We start from the raw sequence: 18953 nt of genomic DNA, 5'->3' as shown, positions 1-18953 counted from the left end.
GAGAGGATTACCGTGATCAGAAAAATAATTACGCCCTTACTAAGTATGGTGCTTATTTTATCTTCCTTCCTTACTATCTTTATGTTCCGCCCTGGAGAAGCTAACGCCATTGGTGTCTCAAGAATGTACAACGATCCTGTTAAAGCACCTAATATATACTATTTTGTTGGTATGGTATATTTCGAAGTTTGGAAAAAGGCCGATGGGACTTGGACTGACAACAAAAAACCAGGTCAATCATATAGAGTTGACGGCTTTGATTATACTTTCACTTTTAATTCCAATAGGAAAATTAAAGATGTAAAAGCAGAGGTTTTTAATTTCAAATGGGATAATGCAGTAAACACATTTAATGCTTCAAGAACTGGCGAATTGTCTCAAAATCCATTGGACTACTACAAGAATTCTGCATCTACACAGTATTCATTAAATAAAGGGTCTTGGACAGGAAAAGGGACAAATGAAGCTTTCATACCTCTTTATGTAGATCCCGGAAAACTTGAAGCAGTACTTAACCCAATTGACAGGAAGCAGGAGGAAATAGATAAGAATAATCAAGTATTTCATCCAAATGTGGAAGGATACCGTTATTACTTCCCAACGCTTTTCACGATCGAACTCGAACCGACTGAAGGACAGGCCGTAATCAAACACTGGACCACGACAGGCCAAAGCTTGGATGGTATAGATGGGTTTACAGATAAGGAAGTGAAGCTGGAGAAGGACAAGGAATACAACTTTGCCCATACCGCTCCTGGAGAGAAGTACACCTACGAGGGCTACAAAAAAAGCACCTTGGCCGCGCCGAGCGGTGGATCAAGGAGTTCTGGAGATCCTGGGAAATTTACGTACAACGGGAAGTACCCTGTGTACTACGTGTATTTCTACTATAAGCTGAAGAACGATGAAACGCCAGAAATTCCGAACAACGTGTGTACGCCGCCGCAGCCGGGACGCACGCTGGAAGGCAAGTACATGGACCCGGTTGTCACTGGCATAATCAAAGCGGATCAGCGTGGCAGTGAACCATTTGATGTGCTGAAGGGCATTCCTACATCAGAAAGCTTGTACGGCAATGTCTTCAGCCGAGATTATTTGTTTCAGAACCAATTTGTACAGATGACAGGTACATGTACATATACGGTCAATGTAGAACAAACATGGACATTGACTTGGACGGAGGAAAGTACGACCACTGATGCGGAAGGAAACAGCCAAACGGTTCGAACGCCAAAGAGTGATACTGAAGTCGTACCCAGCCAATACCAGGTCGTTCGGCCATACGCGTACTGGACAATTGATGAGCTGAGCGTATACAACATTCAGGAAGCCACGTTGATCAACTACGCTTTCAATGGTGAACAGATTACGATTACACCAGAAGGGTACACGCCTCCAGAGTTCCAGGCTGAAGAGACTGGCAATCTATATCCGCCACCCCAGCCGGGCACGCAGCAAGGACCATCACGTACCAAGTCGGGTGGAAACAGCCGACCCTCTCCAGATCAGGAGAATTTGCAGGATGTAGCGGAGGCCGCAGTTCCGGATGTCGAGGTCGAAAACGACTCTCTCGTGTTCAAGGGTCAAACGATCATGAACAAGCTACGGACCGCGAAAGAAGGACCGCAGCCTGAACAGATTCCGGCGCCAGTACAGATTGGGAAAGATGTGCTGTACAGCCCGTATCATTATATCCCGATCGGAAAGACCAACAAGAAGGACACTACCAGCAAAGGACTTATTAATTATATCTTAGCCGATGGCAGTATCGATGCCGAAGAGGAAGAACTGGAATATGATATCTATGGCATCAACACTGTCACTGTGCACACGCCAGTAGTGAACTACTCGCTGGTTTCGGATGACCAGCCGCATAATCAGAAAACGACACCCAATATGAATCGCTCTGCCCTTATTTTGGAGCGTCCATTCACTGTGCGCATTCCCACCAGTGGACAGCATTTGGATGTCAACTCGTATCCAGGTTATGGAAACCGGGATTATGCCAAGTATTATCGTACCAAACAGGTGCGGTTTCCGTTTGACGTGTACAGTACCGACCGGACGCAGTTTTATCCTCGGGATACGTGGATTGATATTCCCGTGTATGTACTGGACACGACCTTCTATCTTCCCGTGTGGGTCGATGAAGGAGATTATCAGGTGGAGTTTCGCAATATTGCCGAAAATGCACCTGCCGACTTTGAATCGATGTCCAGAAGTAATGCTCAGCCGGACGCGAACACAGACCTGACCTACCACCTAGCAAGTGACGAAGTATCTGTGGAAGTCATCGGCCGATTGTATGATTTTCAGATTACGGACATTGCAGACTATAGCTGGGAACTGGTCTTCCGCCGTTTTAAGGGAAGCATTGCGCCGACTTGGATCAGTTACTGGACAGGTACGCAGGATATCGATGGGGACAAGCGAGGCAACAAACCACAGTTTACCGTACCGATTCGACCGGGTAGTCATCCGCTGCAAGGATACCAGAATGTAGCGGTAAAGACAGGATATCACTTCAAATTCGATTTTAAAACGAAAGGCAATATGTTTGGTCCGAGGGACGGCATTCGCCTGACCCCGACCTTTGATTTTGTGAGCAAGGACGGGAAAACGCGCGTGCCGGTGGATTTGTATTACTCCACGAATCAGCGCAACTTTATCCGCATCGGCTCGGCCGAGGACCAAGTGAAGCGGTTCGTAATTCTGAATGATCGGTTGCGTCAGGTACCGTCAGAACAGCTGCGGGATACCGCAACATACAAATACAACCGATATGGCGAAATTCATCCGGGGATGATGAGTGAGCGGTCGTATCAGGACTATTATCGGGAGAAATATACGAAGATGAAAACTCCAGTAGGTGGGTATAGCCTGCTGCTGATGCCAGAGCAGCTGCGGACGTTTATCGGTCCCAAAACCAATATTCCCACTACCGCTAGTGCTGATGTACTGCGTGCCAATGCGGCCATTCAGCAATGGTACGGCGAGTATAGTTTGCCTGCGGAACCGTATGTCGTGCAGGCAGGGACTAATCTGGCCGAGTACGGGCGGACCCATGGTGGTTTGGATGCAAAGTCACCGATCTTTTTGAAGGATGGTTATATTGTTGTGAACTTCGACCTCGAATCGATCCGGGAGGGGAATCTGGCGGCACCGCATTTGCAATACATTCACGCGCCGCTGATGAACCAATGGCTGCTAGAGGGCTTCCAGCGTCAGGTGGAAGACAGTTACGGGAATAGCTTTGCTTTGCGAGATGGAGACGTGGTGTTCTACCATGCGGATCGTTCCAGTCGTGATGATTTTAGCGCACAGGTACCACATTAAGAGGTAGGGTAGCCAAGTCGGATGAACTCTTTGCGGCGAGAGAAATCGTTATCTCTTAAGGATATTGGCATCTCACATAGGTTCAGGAAATTGACGTTTGATAGTGCATAGGGGTTGTATTTCAAGGCTCTACTCATCATTACCATTTAAACGATGCCACGCAAGCCGGGAAGGGCAGATGGAGACGGCGGTAAGCAAAGGGTAATTGTATGTGGTTTAAAAAAACGTATCTTCCATACATATGTAATGGAGATACGTTTTTTTACTATGTTACCTTGTAGGAGGGTATCCAATTCACACAAAATCACTTTTCCTCACCCTCCACATAAACCATAATCGCTCGATACAAAAAGCTCAAAAAATCCTCATCGCCAAACTGATCAAAATAACCCGCATAGCGGCGATCTATCGTATAGGCTTCAGCAATACATCTCAGAATCTCATCATCACAGACCATAAACTGTTCCAGGCAACTCTTCCATTTACGCACTAACGCTTGTACCTCATCAGAAGTAGGAGACAGATCCTGATACTTCGCCAATTCCCGAAATACCTGCTCCATGTTAACCGAGAACTGCTGGTAGGCTTTTTCTTGCTCTTTCACAGACAGCTCGCTCACATTAGCTTCGAATTCCTGATATTTCTCGGTATCTCCGTAGATGAACTTCGCCTCAGATTCATATTGCTCTTGAATGGAAAGGATGGAAGAGTCGTCAAACAGATGAAGATGAGAGATATCCGTCCCATCTACATACTCATCCAACTGGTCGATGATGGTTTCAAGCTTTTGTCTTCGTTGAACGAGTGTACTGCGATGCTCTCTTAGGATATCTTTCTGTTCTTCTTTCGAAAGTTGCATCATGGCGGCAATGTCTTTTAATGAGAAATTCATTTCTTTGAACAACAGAATCATTTGCAGATTCCCGAGAGCCTCTTGATCGTAATACCGATAGCCGTTGTCCTCGACTTTGCTCGGTTTTAGGAGATCCGTTTTATCGTAATAATGTAATGCGCGTTTGGTGATGCCTGTGATCTGAATAATATCTTTAACGGTGAAATAGGGTGTCTTCATTCCAAAATTCCTTTGTTTCAGCAAGAATGACACTTGCCGGAGTAATGGTTGCTTCGGTGATAGGTGTACCTGTTTTGTTCAGATAATACTGGATTAAGTGATAACCACAGGCATAGCCAGCCGCATAGGGCATACCTACGGGCGTGAAATTTTGCATGATGGTAAGTTCATCGCCGTATAGATACGTATTAATTTGGTCAAAACCGGTGACATGCAGCTGGTCTTTTATCTTTGGTTTAATTACTTTATTCAAAGTCTCCATATCCGTTTTAGCTACCCAGGGGCCTAGCAACTCTTCTCCATACAGGGATGTCGCAAAGCTCTCGGCCAACCCCTCACTAACAACCATTTCCCCAAGCGTAATCTGTGGATTCCACTGGATATATTGATACCTTACGTTATGATTGCATTCATGGGCTAACACGGATTGGATACGAGGTAGAGTATACCTATTGGGGATCAGGTTCGCAATAATATAACCCGGGATTCCACCATCTCCGCTGATGCCTTCGTTCATGTTGAGTGAAGGGCTATTCTTGTCGCCTAATAAAATCGTATATAGATATTCGTAGACCGAAAGCTCAATCCCGTGCTCTGTAAAGGTGGATAGACTCGTATGAACAGCTTCATGACACTGTTGCCAAAATGCTTCAGACGAGATCGCTGCTAACGATTGGTTAATCTCAGGTGTGATATCTGCGGGAGCGATATTCATAAAGTTATTCATCATGATCACATCGAAGCCGTGAGGCTCATGAGAGCGAAACGGGATCTGTTGAATGTTCCATTTGTTCATAAAAGGCCTCATCATAAGCTCGCGGTATATCTCCAATTTCTCATCGGGTGCAGCCTGGATGATCTCCTCATAGATTTGATCTGAACGTAAGGCGGTAATCTTCATCCTTAATCTCTCCTTCTTATTAGCTTGAGATCATTATCAAGTATGACCTAACGTAACAGTCAAGCGTTGATGTTACGCTGCTGGCTCTCAGAATGATTCTGCATCTTCAGTGCGAATATCAGAGCAGACAGGATATAGATCAGGCTTAACAAGAGATAAGGGAGTTGCAGCGAGAATACGCGATCGAAAGTCGTTTCACTAACCCGCACCAATAATCCGCCGAGAAGCGTACCAATGGCACTGATCCCAAAGGACAAAAAGCGAAACACACTTCCGACCCGGCCAAGCATCTCATTAGGAACGGAACGTTGCAGGATGGAGGAACGGGTAACATTGTAAACAATAATGAAAAATGCAGCACAAAAGTACAGACTACCTACCATATACGCATTTGTAGTTAGACCCACCACACCGTAGATGATTCCCATGCACAAAATGGAGGAAATAATCAATTGTTTTGTACTCCATTTCTTGCGCATATAAGCAACAGCCTGGCTCCCCACGATGCTGCCGATTGTTGCAATGGAGATGAGGATACCAAATGCAAAAGCATCCAACTGAAGCACATCGCGTACAAAAAAGATCTGAGTAGACAGAATGATCGAATACATCAGCGTAATGGTGACAGACAGAATGGCTAGTCCGCGGAGAAAACGATCATGATAGACATATTGAATACCGGACCACATCTCGCGTTTCCAATTCTTCATCGGTCGAACTTCTTTCTTGGTTGTTTCCGTATCCCCAGGGTAGAAGTTTCCCCTCAAACTGATTAAAAAAAGCAGAGCAATAACAGCCGTTACGGCGTCTATGGCAAAAGGAAATACAATATGCAGGGTGATGATGAACCCTCCCAGAGCAACGCCCAGAATATCACTTGTGATTAACTGTCCCGCGGTGAATTGCCCATTGGCTTTCTCCAATTTACTTTCATCTACCAGTTGAGGGATGACCGTCTGCACCGTACTGTCGAATACAACTCGGCTCAGGCCAATACCAAACATGAACAGAGCCAGAATCGGAATGCTCACCCATCCTCCCCAGATGCATAACGTCAGAGCAAGTAGAAGGATCATTCGAGTGAAGCCTGCGCCAATCAGCATATGTTTGCGTGAGTAACGGTCGATGAGGACACCTACAGGTAGACTGAAGAGAAGCCAGGGTAAACGAAGTGCCGTCATGGTGACGGAGGCATACAGCGTATCGCTTGTTAGTGTTGATATGAGCCAAGGAACCGCGGCAAGCGTAAGTCCATCACCTAAAAATGTAAGCGAAAATGCACCAAATAACTTGGTATAGTTCGACTTGATTTTCATCGTTCCCTCCACCAATAAGATGTATAGCATAGTAACATTAAGTTTGGAAAATAATGTGTTTTCACTTAAACCAAATTTAAGTTATTGTAAAATGGTTTTCAATCCTATTTTTACAACATATAACTTCACAAAACGCTTACAAACTTTCAATTCTACCCTACCTTTTCCGCTACGAAGCTGAGATAATGGGAGAGGAATAAGGTATGAAACAGACACAACAACCATGTTCACCAACAGTCTAAAAATAACAGCTGCATATCCATAGGAGGATTATTAATGACGACACAACCATTGAATCTGATCCAATCCACGGAGGGCCAAGCGTTGCTTGCCCAAATGTATGGACAATCACAAGTAGAAGAACAGACTGCACGTTACACAAAGCTGAACGCAACGTTTGAAGAGTACTTTGGCGCGCAAGAAGGCAGCAAGTTGTTCAGCGCAGCAGGACGCAGCGAGATTGGCGGTAATCATACGGATCATAACCATGGTAAAGTGCTGGCGGGCAGCATTACGCTGGATACGATTGCAGTGGCAGCACCAACTGCGGAGTCTGTTATTACGTTTTACTCAGAAGGTTATGACAAGAAATATGTAATCGATCTCACGAATCTTACGCCAAATACGGAAGACGATGGCACAACAGCATTGATTCGCGGTATGGCTGCAGGATTTGGAGAATTTGGATATAAGGTAGGCGGCTTCCAGGCGTACCTCTCAAGTAATGTGTTCTCGGCATCAGGAGTGAGTTCCTCGGCGTCATTTGAGATGCTGATCTGTACGATTTTGAATCACTTCTATAATGATGGAGCACTGGATGTCGTAACCTTGGCCAAAATCGGCCAGTATGCGGAGAATCACTATTGGAACAAACCTTCCGGTCTGCTGGATCAGATGGCTTGTGCGTACGGCGGACTGATTGCCATTGATTTTGAAAATCCTGCACAGCCTGTCATTGAACCTGTTCAGTGGGATTTCCAACAAAACGGCTACTCATTGGTTATTGTGAATACGGGTGGTAACCACGCTGATCTGACAGAAGATTACGCTGCTGTGCCATATGAGATGAGAGCGGTTGCTCAGGCCCTGGGCAGTGAGTATGTTCGGGAAATTACAGCAGACGCAATCTATGCCAACCTCGAGAAGGTTCGTGAAGCTGCTGGGGATCGTGCCGTGCTGCGTGCGCTTCATTTCCTGGAGGAAAACAATCGTGTCGATGGTCAGGTTCAGGCGTTGCGTGATGGACGTTTTGCTGATTTCTTGAAACTGATTACGGCGTCTGGTAATTCGTCATGGAAGTGGTTGCAGAATGTATATCAGAGTGGTGCTGTGAAGGAACAGGAGATTGGCATCGCGCTGGCACTGACCGAGAATTATCTGCAAAACCTGGGTGATGGCGCTTGTCGTATTCATGGTGGTGGATTCGCAGGGGTTATTCTGACGATCCTTCCAAACGAAAAAGTAGAAGAGTATATGTCTTGGATGCACGACATGTTGGACACACCGATTATTGTTGTTAATGTGCGTGCACAGGGTGCAGTATGTCTGAATTCATTAATCGCTAACGCAGGCTAAAAAGCAATCAGATAAATAGTTCTAGCATGATTCAATGAAGTTCGGGCCATGCCCGGGCTTTTTGGGTTGTTCATTTTTTGAAAAAACTTCAAACTTTGAAGGTCTGTAATGTGTTATTTAAGTAGTGGTTTAGTTAGGTTGGTAGTTACCTAGAATACAGGCGTATTGATGATGGTTCGATTAGGAGAGAGGCTATATCTCAATAATTGCTCATGGGAGGAAGGATCAGATGATTACACCTACAGTGGCTGGGCAGGAAGAGGCTCAATTATACGAGGAGTTGCGGCGTGCGATCGATGAATTCGAAGAGGGCGAGCAGCGACAAATAGTTCTCAATCGAATGATCAGACAGCTCAGGTTCGCCAAGTGGCGCAAAGATCGGATGCGCAAGGTCGATGCATACTGTCAAAGGATCAAGCCCGCGACACTTTGGATCATATTAGCCACAGGAGCACTTGCGCCAGTCCTGTTGTTTAGCATGTTCATCTGGGTATCGTTGTGGGTGGAATGAACCTGTAGAGAAGAGATGTACATTATGAAGTTATTAAAAAAAGAACCGTTAACCATCGGATTATCTTATTCCGACTGTAACGATTCTCTGAACTATCTTTAGGGTTAGTGGGACATTTGCGTAGATTTACCGTCTAAAGATTGCACTTGTCCCTGGATATACTGATGGTAATCGCGGAAGCTGCTGATGTGATGCAAGGAATCGGAATTCTCGGACTGAATCTTAATTTTGCCGTCCTGAGGCAAATTTTTCATCTCGGCAATGACGGATTTGGAACTTTGGATATCACCGGACATGTCCTGGATTCGCTGTAATAATGCCGGATGTCCTTCATGTTGGAGCATTTCAGCGAGCGGTCTCATTTCCTCCAACTTTTGGCTCGACCGTTCAAGTGTGGTTATCACTTTGTCTCCATCTGTACTTGCGCTAAGCGAAACCATTCGGTGGATGTGATCTTTCTCCATACGCTCAAGCGCCTCAAGATGGGAAGCTTCCAGTCGTTTGGGATCGCTCCAACTCTCCGACCGAACGGTGTCATTCTGTTGCTGGGATGCATTATTCGCAGTGCCATTACCACAGCCCCATAACAGAGTTGAGCAAGTTAACACAGCTCCAACGGCGATGAACCTTTTTAACCTCATACTGTCACTCCTTCGATAGTTTCCTGAAGGTAGTATGAGCAATAATATCCAAAATCATGCTTCTTTTCTTCATTTCTGTCCCAGTATGTAGTTGAATAACCTTTTAAAATCGAGAGTACATATCTTCGCAAATTTTTGTAGCCTGTATTTTCACGTGAAATTGCAACGGTACGTAGCGAGGTGAAAAATAATGAATCTGTATACTAATAACATATGGCGCTGGACCATCAACCTTCTATATCCTGCCATTATCTTTGTCTTCCAGAGCTGGGGACCGATAATGGATTCTTGGACAGGTCCTATTTTGTTCGTCGCGGTGTTCTGCTTTCTGTGGAGCGATGTGAAAGACTTGTTCCTCTCGACAGGATTGACATGGATTATTGCCATCCCGTGTTGGTGGTATTGGATTGAACGTCCGAAACCATCGTTCGGTGCAGAACATTTTGCCGCACATCTATGGTTAATTGTACTTATGTATATTGTCTTTGTGCTCATTCCTCAGACCTTAATCCTGACTACTCGGTTGCGGGTAATGAACTATTATAAGAAGTGAAAGTTAGTTGAGAGTATGCGGCCGTTGGCCGTCTTTTTAAATAAAATGAACGCATGGGAGAGAGTTCGATTGTTAAGCAAAGATATAACAAGAAGTAAAGAAAGAAGTTTTTTGTACATCATGATTTTCACCTTAATATATGGTCTGACATTACTGATCTGGCCGTTGATCGCATTTGCCATGGGAATGTCGCTCGCTGCACCCACTCCTTCTGAGTATCAGGTGGCAAGTCGTTTGGAGGGCGATATACTGATGTCATACCCACTCTGCGTTCTTGCGGCTTTGGTTTCGGGATGGGTTTCTTATCATGAGAAAAGATACATCTTTCCTTACTGGATCATGCAGTTGCCATTGTTATGGATCGTTGCATGGATGCTGGTAGATTACTTCGGGGCAGCACTATCTGACATACCATTTCTACGATAACCAATGGAATGGAAACTTCGCAGTCTTAGACCTGCATGATTCGAACTACAAACGAAATACATCCATCTACATAAACACCCCTTATCCGGCTTCATACGGACAAGGGGTGTTTCGTGTTCTTGCTACACTTTCCGTTTATATTTCCCTGTATACGGGATGGTGAGATGGATTTTCAGATCCTTAATCGAGTCTTCCGTAAGCATCATCTTGCTCCCGTTGTTTGATAACTTACGCCAGAGTTTCGGATTTTTACGATACAGCTTCTCCTGAAGACCGTAAATATCCACACCACGCTCAAGGCCGTGACGATAGGTCTGCATGATCTGCTCCCGCAACTTCACTTCACTAATCTGGATCATCTCTTCATACGAGGTGGGCACCAGGTATTCGTACAGGGCGGTGAGGTAGTGGGCATCAATGTTGAACGTAACGTCTTCACCCTGAATAACAGGTTTAATTTTGATCTTTGGCAATCCTACACTAAGCGCCCCATAGATCGTTCCATCCTTTTGGACAAGTAGAGGGGCCCGTCGCATGTCTTTGATTAGCCAGTGATAACCGGGAAGCTGACTGCGTGGAAAGTATTCAAAGTCATAGCCAGTCTTCTCGAAAAAGGCCCCTTCCACCAGAAACAAATCATGTTTCTTCTCATTCTCAGCCCACTGGGTATCATTCAATGCAATACTCGGCAGATACGTTGTTGTAGCCGGATCATTATGTGTTGCAATGAGCTTAAAGCTGAGCACAGGCGGGTACAACGATTCTTCCATGTACGTGGGGAGCGGATTGTGAAGAATGCTGTCCAGTGGCGACATATTATAGATGGACGTTGCACTCAGGATTTTCTCCAGAGGCTCTCGTGTTCCATACACCCAGGTTGTATAACGGGATTCTGGAAACCGTCCCAGCATGTCGAACACTTCTTTGATGTGTTTGTTGGTGAGCACACCTTCGGCCATAACGATGGCGGTCACATGCCCCCAAGCCATGTGTAATTGAGCCGTACGGAACAATTCGTTCAGCGCCAGACTCATGGTTTTCCCTTCGGCATGTCCGACCCATACAGGCGGTGTATTTGCACTTTTGGTTGAACTTTCACTTTTGGCGACACTGGCAAAATCCAGTGTTTGCACATACAGGTGATACATGCCGTCCTTATAATCAATCCCAAATGCTTTGGCGTAGTCTACCTGTTGGATTTCAAAGGCACTCCAGCACCCACTCGTCATCACGCACATCGATAGGCTTAACAGACCCAGCATATATCGCCGCAACAAACGCTTCATCGTTCGTTCCCATTCTTGCGGGGCTCCTGGGTCTCGAGATAGACGGGTCTTCGTTTACCTAACCCCTTTGGCAGTTTGAATAATGAAGCTATCGCTTGTTTGAAATGAAGCGGTGTTAACGGCGTGAGATACGGAATGCCAAATGATTTGAGATCGGTCAGGTAGATGAGGAACAGAATCAACGACAGGATGAACCCATAGATGCCGAGGGATGCCCCCAGGACAAAACAAAGGAACCGCAGGATCAGCACAGAACTGGTCATGACCTGATTCACAATGGTTGCTCCAGCTACGACGGTAACTGCGATGATGACAATCATAAGGGGAGAGACCATGCCGGCTCGAATGGCGGAATCTCCGATAATCAGACCTCCAACGACAGTTAATGTCTGGCCGATGGCACTTGGTAAACGTACCCCTGCCTCACGGAACAGCTCCATCAGCAGCATAATGAGAAACATCTCCATTCCCGATTCCATCGGAAGCCCCATGCGTCCAACGGAGATCGTAGCGACTAGAGGAAAGGGGATCTGATCCATATGAAAGGATGTCAGCGCAATATAAAAGCCAGGCAGGAACACGGTGATCATCAGGCCAAGAAAGCGTAGCATCCGCCCAACGTTGACAGCTAAGAAGGGAAAGCTGGCATCTTCCGGTGATTTGAGCAAAAGAAACAGGTTGACTGGCCCAATAATGGCGCTGGGATTGCCGTCTACAATGAGGATAAAACGTCCGTTCAGGAGACATTCTGCAGCAAAGTCAGGCCTGCCCGTATAGTGGGTAACGGGAAACAAAGTAATCTTCGAAGGCGACAGCAATTCTTCCAGTTCATTGGCGGTCAAGATTCGTTCGATCTCAATCTTACGCAACCGATCCTGGACGTCTTCGATCAGCTCCGGATTGGCGATATTCTTGATATACATCAATGCCACCTTGGTTGCAGAACGTGTACCGATCAGTTCGATATTACAGGCCAGTTGGTTCGTACGCAGACGGGTGCGTATCAAGGCAATATTGACGGCAAGTGGTTCAATGAACCCATCTCTTGCCCCACGGATCGAAACTTCGGTGGTCGATTCCTCCGGTGTCCGAGTAGGGATGTTAGATATATCAATACTCCACATGGCTTGAAGGGATGGTATACAGACTAACATATGACCTTCAAAAACACGGAGAGACATCAGTTCAGTTCCAAATGCCGGATCTTGCAGATCCATTCGGGTCCAATCCAGGCTGATGCACTTTTCAATGTCGGATGTACGGATAAAGTGTGTATTTTCATATGTTCGTTTGAGTTCTGGGAGAATAATATCGTAGATCGCTTCACTATCTACCATACCGCTGCAATAGGTCATAAGGAGTTGCATCGGAGGTTCTCCGATCATATGACTATTGATGATGACATCATCAGATCCGGCAAAAAAGGTATTCAGGTTATGCTCGTTCATTCGGAACGGTTCAACGTCAGGATTATTCTTGGGTTGGGTTGAGATCGGCACGTTTGGGAGCCTCCTTGTCCTTTTTGTGGATTAATGCGGCAATGGTCAATATTACGGTAACGATGGATACATAAGCGAGCATGACCGGGAACTGAATATGGTCCACATAATAATCCACGTAATCAATGCGCCACCATTGCATCGCCATGAAGCTCATGATGACGGTGATGGTAAGGATGGCGATATATCGTTTCTTCGGTCTGCGGAAATTCAGCAGATCCACGATGAGATACATGGATATAGCCACTCTTGCGAAGGAACCGCTAAGCCACTGATAGATGGACAGAAAATCAACGTGTTGCAGCAACTTTCCGATATTCACAAGTTTCCATTGCTCATAGGGACTGTTTCGTTGTTTCGCTGCTTCTTCAGGTCCGAATTCCACAATGGCTCCGATCGTTGGCCCTATTGCCATACTGAGCATGAACACGCCGAGGATCAGAACATGCCACCAACGAATTTTGCCTTTGACTTCATGTTGAAACAACATAAGAATCCAGATCTCCATAAGTCCGGCAAGAGAGTAGATCATGCCCCGCCACACGGGACCCATGCCGTTCTCCATAATCGGGAACAATAGACTGTAGTCTTTATATTTCATATTGGCGGACATTACAAAATAACCAAGCAAAATGACAAAGGGCAGCAGCAGACTGGAAGTCATCGCGATGGAGCGTATGCCTTTAGCCGCTGCCCACGCGGCAACCAATGCTCCGCCACCGGCCAGAACATAGGGAGGTGTGAATTGAAGATACGTGGATACGGTCCAGTTGGTTGTCTCATACAGCGTATGCGTGCCAAGCGTGAATAACAGAATGGAAGCGGAGATCCGGAAGATCCAGGAAGGGACCGCCCCGAATTCTCGAGTAATCCAATCTGTTAATCGCTGTCCACGTACTCGCCGTATGATGATGTACATCATACATAGAAACAACATGAAAAAAGGACCAGCCGCCACGACAGACAACCATCCGTCTCTGCCGCCAGCTTCGAGAATTGCTGGGATGGACAAGACATGGCAGACCAGTCCGGCACTTAATAAAATGATGGAAAAGGATAACCAGATGGTAATTTGACCTTTTTCACGACTCATGCGAATCCTCCTTTCCAATGAAGGAAGTTTCCGTTAGGTTGTACAGCATACAGGAAGTTGATTCCTTTTTCAGATTTTTTCACAGAAAGCTACAAGCGATATGGACGGACTACGCAGAAAGCTTTAACATACAGATATAGCAATGTCGAAGACAAGCACTGAGCGAAGCATAGAGAAATAGGGAGGAAACCTGCGATGACAAATACAACGAAGGCACTTGGAGAGACAAAAGTTGGCTTTATTGGTACAGGCGTGATGGGTAAAAGCATGGCTGCGCACATCCAGCAAGCGGGATATCCGCTGCATGTGTACACGCGAACTGCTGCCAAAGCAGAAGCATTGGTGAAGGAAGGTGCCGTATGGCATGACACACCAGGCAAACTGGCTGCCGCGTGTGATGTCATCATCACAATGGTGGGGTATCCGAAAGATGTAGAGGAGATCTATCTCGGTGAGGATGGTCTCGTAGCCAATGCCAAACCGGGTTCATATCTGATTGATATGACAACATCCAGTCCGCTACTGGCTGCACGAATCTTTGAAGCTGCGGAAGGCAAAGGATTGCAGGCACTGGACGCGCCTGTGTCGGGCGGTGATATCGGAGCGCGCGATGGGAAATTGTCCATTATGGTTGGTGGTAGCTCGGAGGCCTTTGAAGCCGTGCGTCCGCTGTTTGAGCAGATGGGCACCAACATTGTGTTGCAAGGCAAGGCGGGAGCCGGACAGCATACCAAAATGTGCAACCAGATTGCCATTGCCTCTGGCATGATGGGTGTATGCGAAGCACTTGCCTATGCCAAGACGTCTGGTCTGGACGCGGAGACCGTGCTGAAGAGCATTGCTACCGGTGCAGCCGGAAGCTGGTCGCTCAGCAATCTCGGTCCGCGCATGATCGCAGGCGATTATGAGCCTGGATTCTATGTGAAACATTTTATCAAAGACATGGGAATTGCACTGGAGTCTGCAAAAGCGATGGGCATGAAAACGCCTGGGTTGGCTCTGGCCGAATCTCTGTATCAGGAAATAGCGAATAATGCTCTCGAAGAGAAGGGTACTCAGGTGCTCTACACCTATTATCTTCAGGCTTAACATCCAAGAGAACAGCAGCGTATTCTTTTTCTATTGAGGAAAGGGTTGCGCTGTTTTTTTCAATTTTGCGGCTTGTTTATGCGTCTAAAGTCACGAAATTGGTTAAATGTTCATATGTACTTTGCATAATGGAGAGATTTTGATCATTTTCCCTTTATTTTTACCCCGCTTTATCCGACATAAGTAATAGAAGTTTACATAATGAATGTGTCAAAGGATGTTATTCCTCCTGTAATGGTCACCCGTAACCCACACTATAATAGAACGGAGCTTGCCCATGTTCAAGAAAATCCTGTCTCTGTTCAAGACACAACCAGAGCTTGCGAACCAGATTACAGCCTCCGCTTCAGCGTTACCATCGACGACAACCATTCCCCCGCGTATGGTCCGTAGTAAGCGCAAGAAAAAAGCGGAAGGGGATTGGACACGCCAGCCGGAGGAGCCTAGTACAGCAGATCAGCTGATAGGTCTTCCAAGTCAATATAAAGTGCTGAACGACCTGCTCGTTACCAATCCGAAGTCACGCTCCGGTTACTCGCAGATTGATCATGTCGTGATCGGCCCTCGGGCAATCTTTGTGATCGAAACCCGAAATTTGACGACAGGTGAGATTCGCGGCGGAAGAAGAGAGGCCAATTGGTCGGTCAGCAGCAGCCGGGTCAAAATGTACAATCCACTTATGCAGCATCGTGCCCATGTGGAAGCCATCCATGCACACCTCGGAGACTACAAAAGAGTACGTCTCGTCTCCATGGTGACCTTCACCAACCGTTGCCGAATTAGTGTTGATCCTGCTGTGAGGTATGTGAATTCAGATGAACTGATCATCTACGATCACGAATTGGTAGAGACCATTCAGCGTAAGACGGAACGACTTGAGACAGAGGTTCCCGAAACCGTATTTCAAGAGAAGGATATCCAGGCGATCTACGCTCTGTTATCATCGGTCAATTCCACGGATCCTCAGATTCGGTCAGAGCATATGGAGAAGGCTAAAGGTATCAAATAATTACGCTTTACGAACACTGTTGTCTATACGGGCGGCAGTGTTTTTGTGTTGCGGTGGTAGTTAATGTACGAGTAGTAAAAGGCTTTAGATACAGGTATATCGTCGTATACAACCGATATTTAACTTATGTTAGAATGTAGACCATGTCCAATTGTGTGAATCAAGCATGTTATATGAAAGGATATTTTTGTAAGTGGGTGTTCAAGTCTTGGAGCAGAGGTTAATGGTTCTCAGGAATATACATACGATAGGGGAAGATTATACGATGAAATGGAATTATACGATAAAGAAGTTCGCAGTTATGTTTGGTTTGGCAGCGATTCTGACAGCTTGTGGTGGCGGAGCGAAAGAGACGTCATCGCCGGAGTCTGCTTCCAGTACAGAAGTTGCTTCATCAGAAACAAGCAGCTCGAATGCTGCTGTAACAGAAACCGCAGCAACCGGTTCGAATGGGAGTGAGCAGACAGGTTCAGCTACAGAAGAATCTTCTTCAGCTGAAGACGGCAAGATTGGAAAGGACTCCACACTGGAAGAGTTGAAGCAGCAGTATGCCGATAAACTCGGTTATATCCGTATCCCGCTTACGGATCATCCAGTACGTCGGGTCAGTGAGGCGGGTTCCAAAAACATTAATGTCGCCAATTACAGCGATGCCGTTGTGGACATGAATGCAGGGGTGCCAATTCACTCCGATTCGCAGCGGTTGATTGATGATGCCTTTCCTTTTTTTACAACCGTACAAGCACCTGACGAATCTTATATAACTTGGGAAGAAGCAACCAATCTGGAGCGTGCCATGGTGAAAACACTGTTTATCGCCCGTGAAGGCCTGCTGATTACCGAAGATGCGATGAAAAATAAGGATTATAGCAGTACATCGTTCCAGGATTCCAAGGATTTCTTCAGCGTCACAGCGAAATTTGAATCTATGGCACCCGTAGCACAACATCCGCGTGACATTACGTTGAGTACGCTATACGACAAAGCCCGCACGTCGTGGGGCAAGCTTGCTGCGATGGACCCGGAGCAGGATGAAGCGGCGTTTGCCGAGATGTATAAGACGACGAGAACCGATGCCAATAATGCCATGGGGTTGCTTAATGTTCTGTTGTCTACAAATGAGGAAGAACGTGTAGAGGAGATTTACGGAAAGGAATAGTAGTATTGAATAGAATTTGAATGAGTTGAACGAAATATATATGCTGAGGTATTTCATAGAACCCTGACTGCCGGGACGATCGGTGGTCAGGGTTCTATGTATTGTGTGTGAGAGTGGAAATAAGAAAAGAGGTGTCGAGCAATTTTTTGAAATCCGCTTGAAACTATATCCAGAACGATGCGTATCATAAGGTATTAATTGTTTTTTAATGTAGAAAATTGCCGTATTTCAGAGTATAGTTAAGGAATAATTTAACTTATATTCAATCATGATGTAGGAATGAAAATTTACTGAAAATCATGAAAAAGTGTGAAGAACACCATGTATGAAACTATTGGAGGTTGAGTATGAGTTCATTTAAAAGCTGGTTGAATTCAACAAAACAAGGACTTGAAGAGCAAGTCAAAAAGTTTAAAAATAAAGATTTTATGGACGCCGTAGTTGCAGGCTGTGCACTGGTTGCTTTTGCAGATGGTTCCATTGACGAAGCGGAAAAGAACAAGATGGCCGGTTATATCAACCTGAGTCAGGAATTGAAAGTATTTGATATGGCTGAAGTGATTACACGCTTCAATCATTATGTCGCGAACTTTGAGTTCTCTCCAGAGATCGGGAAGCAGGAAGCGCTGAAAGCTATTGGGAAATTCAAAGCCAAGCCGGATGTAGGACGCGTTATTGTGGGCGTATGCAGTGCGATTGGTTCAGCTGACGGCAACTTTGATGATCAGGAGAAAAGAGTTGTTGCCGAGATATGCATTGTACTTGGACTGAACCCGGGTGAATTCAATCTCTAAGTAGCTATTTTACATATGAAGGGAGGTGAAAATCAGTGGCAAGCATTAATTTGGTCAAAGGACAGAAGATTGATTTAACCAAAGGCAATGCAGGACTTACTGAGGTGATTGCTGGTCTTGGTTGGGACCCGGTAACTGCCAAAGGTTTCTTTGGAAGAAAAAAACAAGCGGATATCGATTGTGATGCATCGGCGATCATGTTGAATGAAGAAGGCAAGTTGGTTAAGGACTCCAACCTGGTTTGCTTCCACAACAAGCAAAGTGCATGTGGTTCGGTTATCCACTCAGGTGACAATCTAACAGGACAGGGAGACGGTGACGATGAACAGATCAAAATGGATCTGTCCCGTATTCCTGCTGATGTTCATAAAGTATTAATCGTTGTTAATATCTACGATTGTGTCAATCGCAAGCAAGATTTTGGCATGATTGAGAAGGCTTATATTCGTATTCTGGATGGTAAAAACTCCAGTGAGCTCGTGAAGTTCAATCTATCCGATAACTACACAGGTTCAACAGCATTGATCTGTGGTGAATTGTATCGTCATGGAGGTGAATGGAAATTTTCGGCAATTGGAGAGGGTTCCCATGCGGTACATATCAACGAACTCGCTCGCAGGTACTCCTAAGTACAAGATTTAACCTAAATCGACAATAATCCTGATATTCATATGTCACGATAACTACAATACA

At 45.8% G+C, this 18953-nt stretch carries 17 protein-coding genes; 10 read left to right on the top strand and 7 right to left on the bottom strand.

Annotated features, from left to right (window positions below; all coding sequences use genetic code 11):
- The first annotated feature begins 12 nt into the window (after positions 1–12).
- Positions 13–3336: a DUF5704 domain-containing protein gene (locus J2Z28_RS08630; protein WP_342357485.1), complete on the top strand. Its 3324-nt coding sequence runs from the start codon at positions 13–15 to the stop codon at positions 3334–3336.
- 304 nt (positions 3337–3640) lie between these two features.
- Here the strand turns inward: J2Z28_RS08630 and J2Z28_RS08625 are convergent, their stop codons facing one another.
- From J2Z28_RS08625 to J2Z28_RS08615, 3 genes are read right to left on the bottom strand one after another with little or no spacing between them, the layout of a single operon-like run.
- Positions 3641–4408, bottom strand: a complete 768-nt coding sequence (locus J2Z28_RS08625; protein WP_211081940.1) for a MerR family transcriptional regulator — start codon at positions 4406–4408, stop codon at positions 3641–3643.
- Positions 4383–5309, bottom strand: a complete 927-nt coding sequence (locus J2Z28_RS08620) for a DUF2268 domain-containing putative Zn-dependent protease (protein WP_211081939.1) — start codon at positions 5307–5309, stop codon at positions 4383–4385. The genes J2Z28_RS08625 and J2Z28_RS08620 overlap by 26 nt, the downstream gene beginning before the upstream one ends.
- Positions 5310–5368: 59 nt before the next feature.
- Positions 5369–6625 (bottom strand): MFS transporter, encoded by a 1257-nt coding sequence (locus J2Z28_RS08615; protein ID WP_211081938.1) that lies wholly within the window; start codon positions 6623–6625, stop codon positions 5369–5371.
- Positions 6626–6901: 276 nt separating this feature from the next.
- On the opposite strand from J2Z28_RS08615, the gene J2Z28_RS08610 reads away from it, so the two are divergent.
- Positions 6902–8200, top strand: coding sequence for a galactokinase (locus J2Z28_RS08610; RefSeq protein WP_211081937.1), 1299 nt, complete (start codon positions 6902–6904; stop codon positions 8198–8200).
- A gap of 229 nt (positions 8201–8429) precedes the next feature.
- A complete protein-coding gene (locus J2Z28_RS08605) occupies positions 8430–8711 on the top strand; it encodes a hypothetical protein (protein WP_211081936.1) in 282 nt (93 codons plus the stop codon).
- Positions 8712–8815: 104 nt separating this feature from the next.
- Here the strand turns inward: J2Z28_RS08605 and J2Z28_RS08600 are convergent, their stop codons facing one another.
- Positions 8816–9352, bottom strand: coding sequence for a hypothetical protein (locus J2Z28_RS08600; RefSeq protein ID WP_211081935.1), 537 nt, complete (start codon positions 9350–9352; stop codon positions 8816–8818).
- 190 nt (positions 9353–9542) lie between these two features.
- On the opposite strand from J2Z28_RS08600, the gene J2Z28_RS08595 reads away from it, so the two are divergent.
- Both J2Z28_RS08595 and J2Z28_RS08590 read left to right on the top strand, forming a co-directional pair.
- Positions 9543–9905, top strand: a complete 363-nt coding sequence (locus J2Z28_RS08595; protein WP_211081934.1) for a hypothetical protein — start codon at positions 9543–9545, stop codon at positions 9903–9905.
- Positions 9906–9974: 69 nt separating this feature from the next.
- On the top strand, positions 9975–10331 hold the full coding sequence (locus J2Z28_RS08590; RefSeq protein ID WP_211081933.1) for a hypothetical protein: 357 nt from the start codon (positions 9975–9977) through the stop codon (positions 10329–10331).
- A gap of 122 nt (positions 10332–10453) precedes the next feature.
- On the opposite strand, the gene J2Z28_RS08585 is transcribed toward J2Z28_RS08590, so the two are convergent.
- Genes J2Z28_RS08585 through J2Z28_RS08575 form a run of 3 tightly spaced genes read right to left on the bottom strand, consistent with a single transcriptional unit; the run spans position 10454 to position 14209 of the window.
- Entirely contained in the window at positions 10454–11617 is a 1164-nt protein-coding gene (locus J2Z28_RS08585) for a Ger(x)C family spore germination protein (protein ID WP_211081932.1), read from the bottom strand.
- Positions 11614–13116: a spore germination protein gene (locus J2Z28_RS08580; RefSeq protein WP_342357484.1), complete on the bottom strand. Its 1503-nt coding sequence runs from the start codon at positions 13114–13116 to the stop codon at positions 11614–11616. The genes J2Z28_RS08585 and J2Z28_RS08580 overlap by 4 nt, the downstream gene beginning before the upstream one ends.
- Positions 13088–14209 carry a GerAB/ArcD/ProY family transporter gene (locus tag J2Z28_RS08575; RefSeq protein WP_047841796.1) on the bottom strand — a complete coding sequence of 374 codons (1122 nt, stop codon included), beginning with the start codon at positions 14207–14209 and terminating at the stop codon, positions 13088–13090. The genes J2Z28_RS08580 and J2Z28_RS08575 overlap by 29 nt, the downstream gene beginning before the upstream one ends.
- 195 nt (positions 14210–14404) lie before the next feature.
- Between J2Z28_RS08575 and J2Z28_RS08570 the strand changes: the two genes are divergently transcribed.
- The 5 genes from J2Z28_RS08570 to J2Z28_RS08550 all read left to right on the top strand — a co-directional run bounded on the left by J2Z28_RS08570 (position 14405) and on the right by J2Z28_RS08550 (position 18889).
- Positions 14405–15298 (top strand): NAD(P)-dependent oxidoreductase, encoded by an 894-nt coding sequence (locus tag J2Z28_RS08570; RefSeq protein ID WP_211081931.1) that lies wholly within the window; start codon positions 14405–14407, stop codon positions 15296–15298.
- 277 nt (positions 15299–15575) lie between these two features.
- A complete protein-coding gene (locus J2Z28_RS08565) occupies positions 15576–16307 on the top strand; it encodes a nuclease-related domain-containing protein (RefSeq protein ID WP_017690394.1) in 732 nt (243 codons plus the stop codon).
- A gap of 265 nt (positions 16308–16572) precedes the next feature.
- Entirely contained in the window at positions 16573–17466 is an 894-nt protein-coding gene (locus J2Z28_RS08560; RefSeq protein ID WP_211081930.1) for a hypothetical protein, read from the top strand.
- 347 nt (positions 17467–17813) lie between these two features.
- Entirely contained in the window at positions 17814–18260 is a 447-nt protein-coding gene (locus J2Z28_RS08555) for a tellurite resistance TerB family protein (protein WP_076253393.1), read from the top strand.
- Between the two features lie 35 nt (positions 18261–18295).
- Positions 18296–18889 (top strand): TerD family protein, encoded by a 594-nt coding sequence (locus J2Z28_RS08550; RefSeq protein WP_036606262.1) that lies wholly within the window; start codon positions 18296–18298, stop codon positions 18887–18889.
- Positions 18890–18953: the final 64 nt, after the last annotated feature.

The sequence above is a fragment of the Paenibacillus xylanexedens genome (assembly GCF_017874615.1).
Classification (GTDB): domain Bacteria; phylum Bacillota; class Bacilli; order Paenibacillales; family Paenibacillaceae; genus Paenibacillus; species Paenibacillus xylanexedens.
This window is presented reverse-complemented; position numbering and strand designations above follow the sequence as displayed.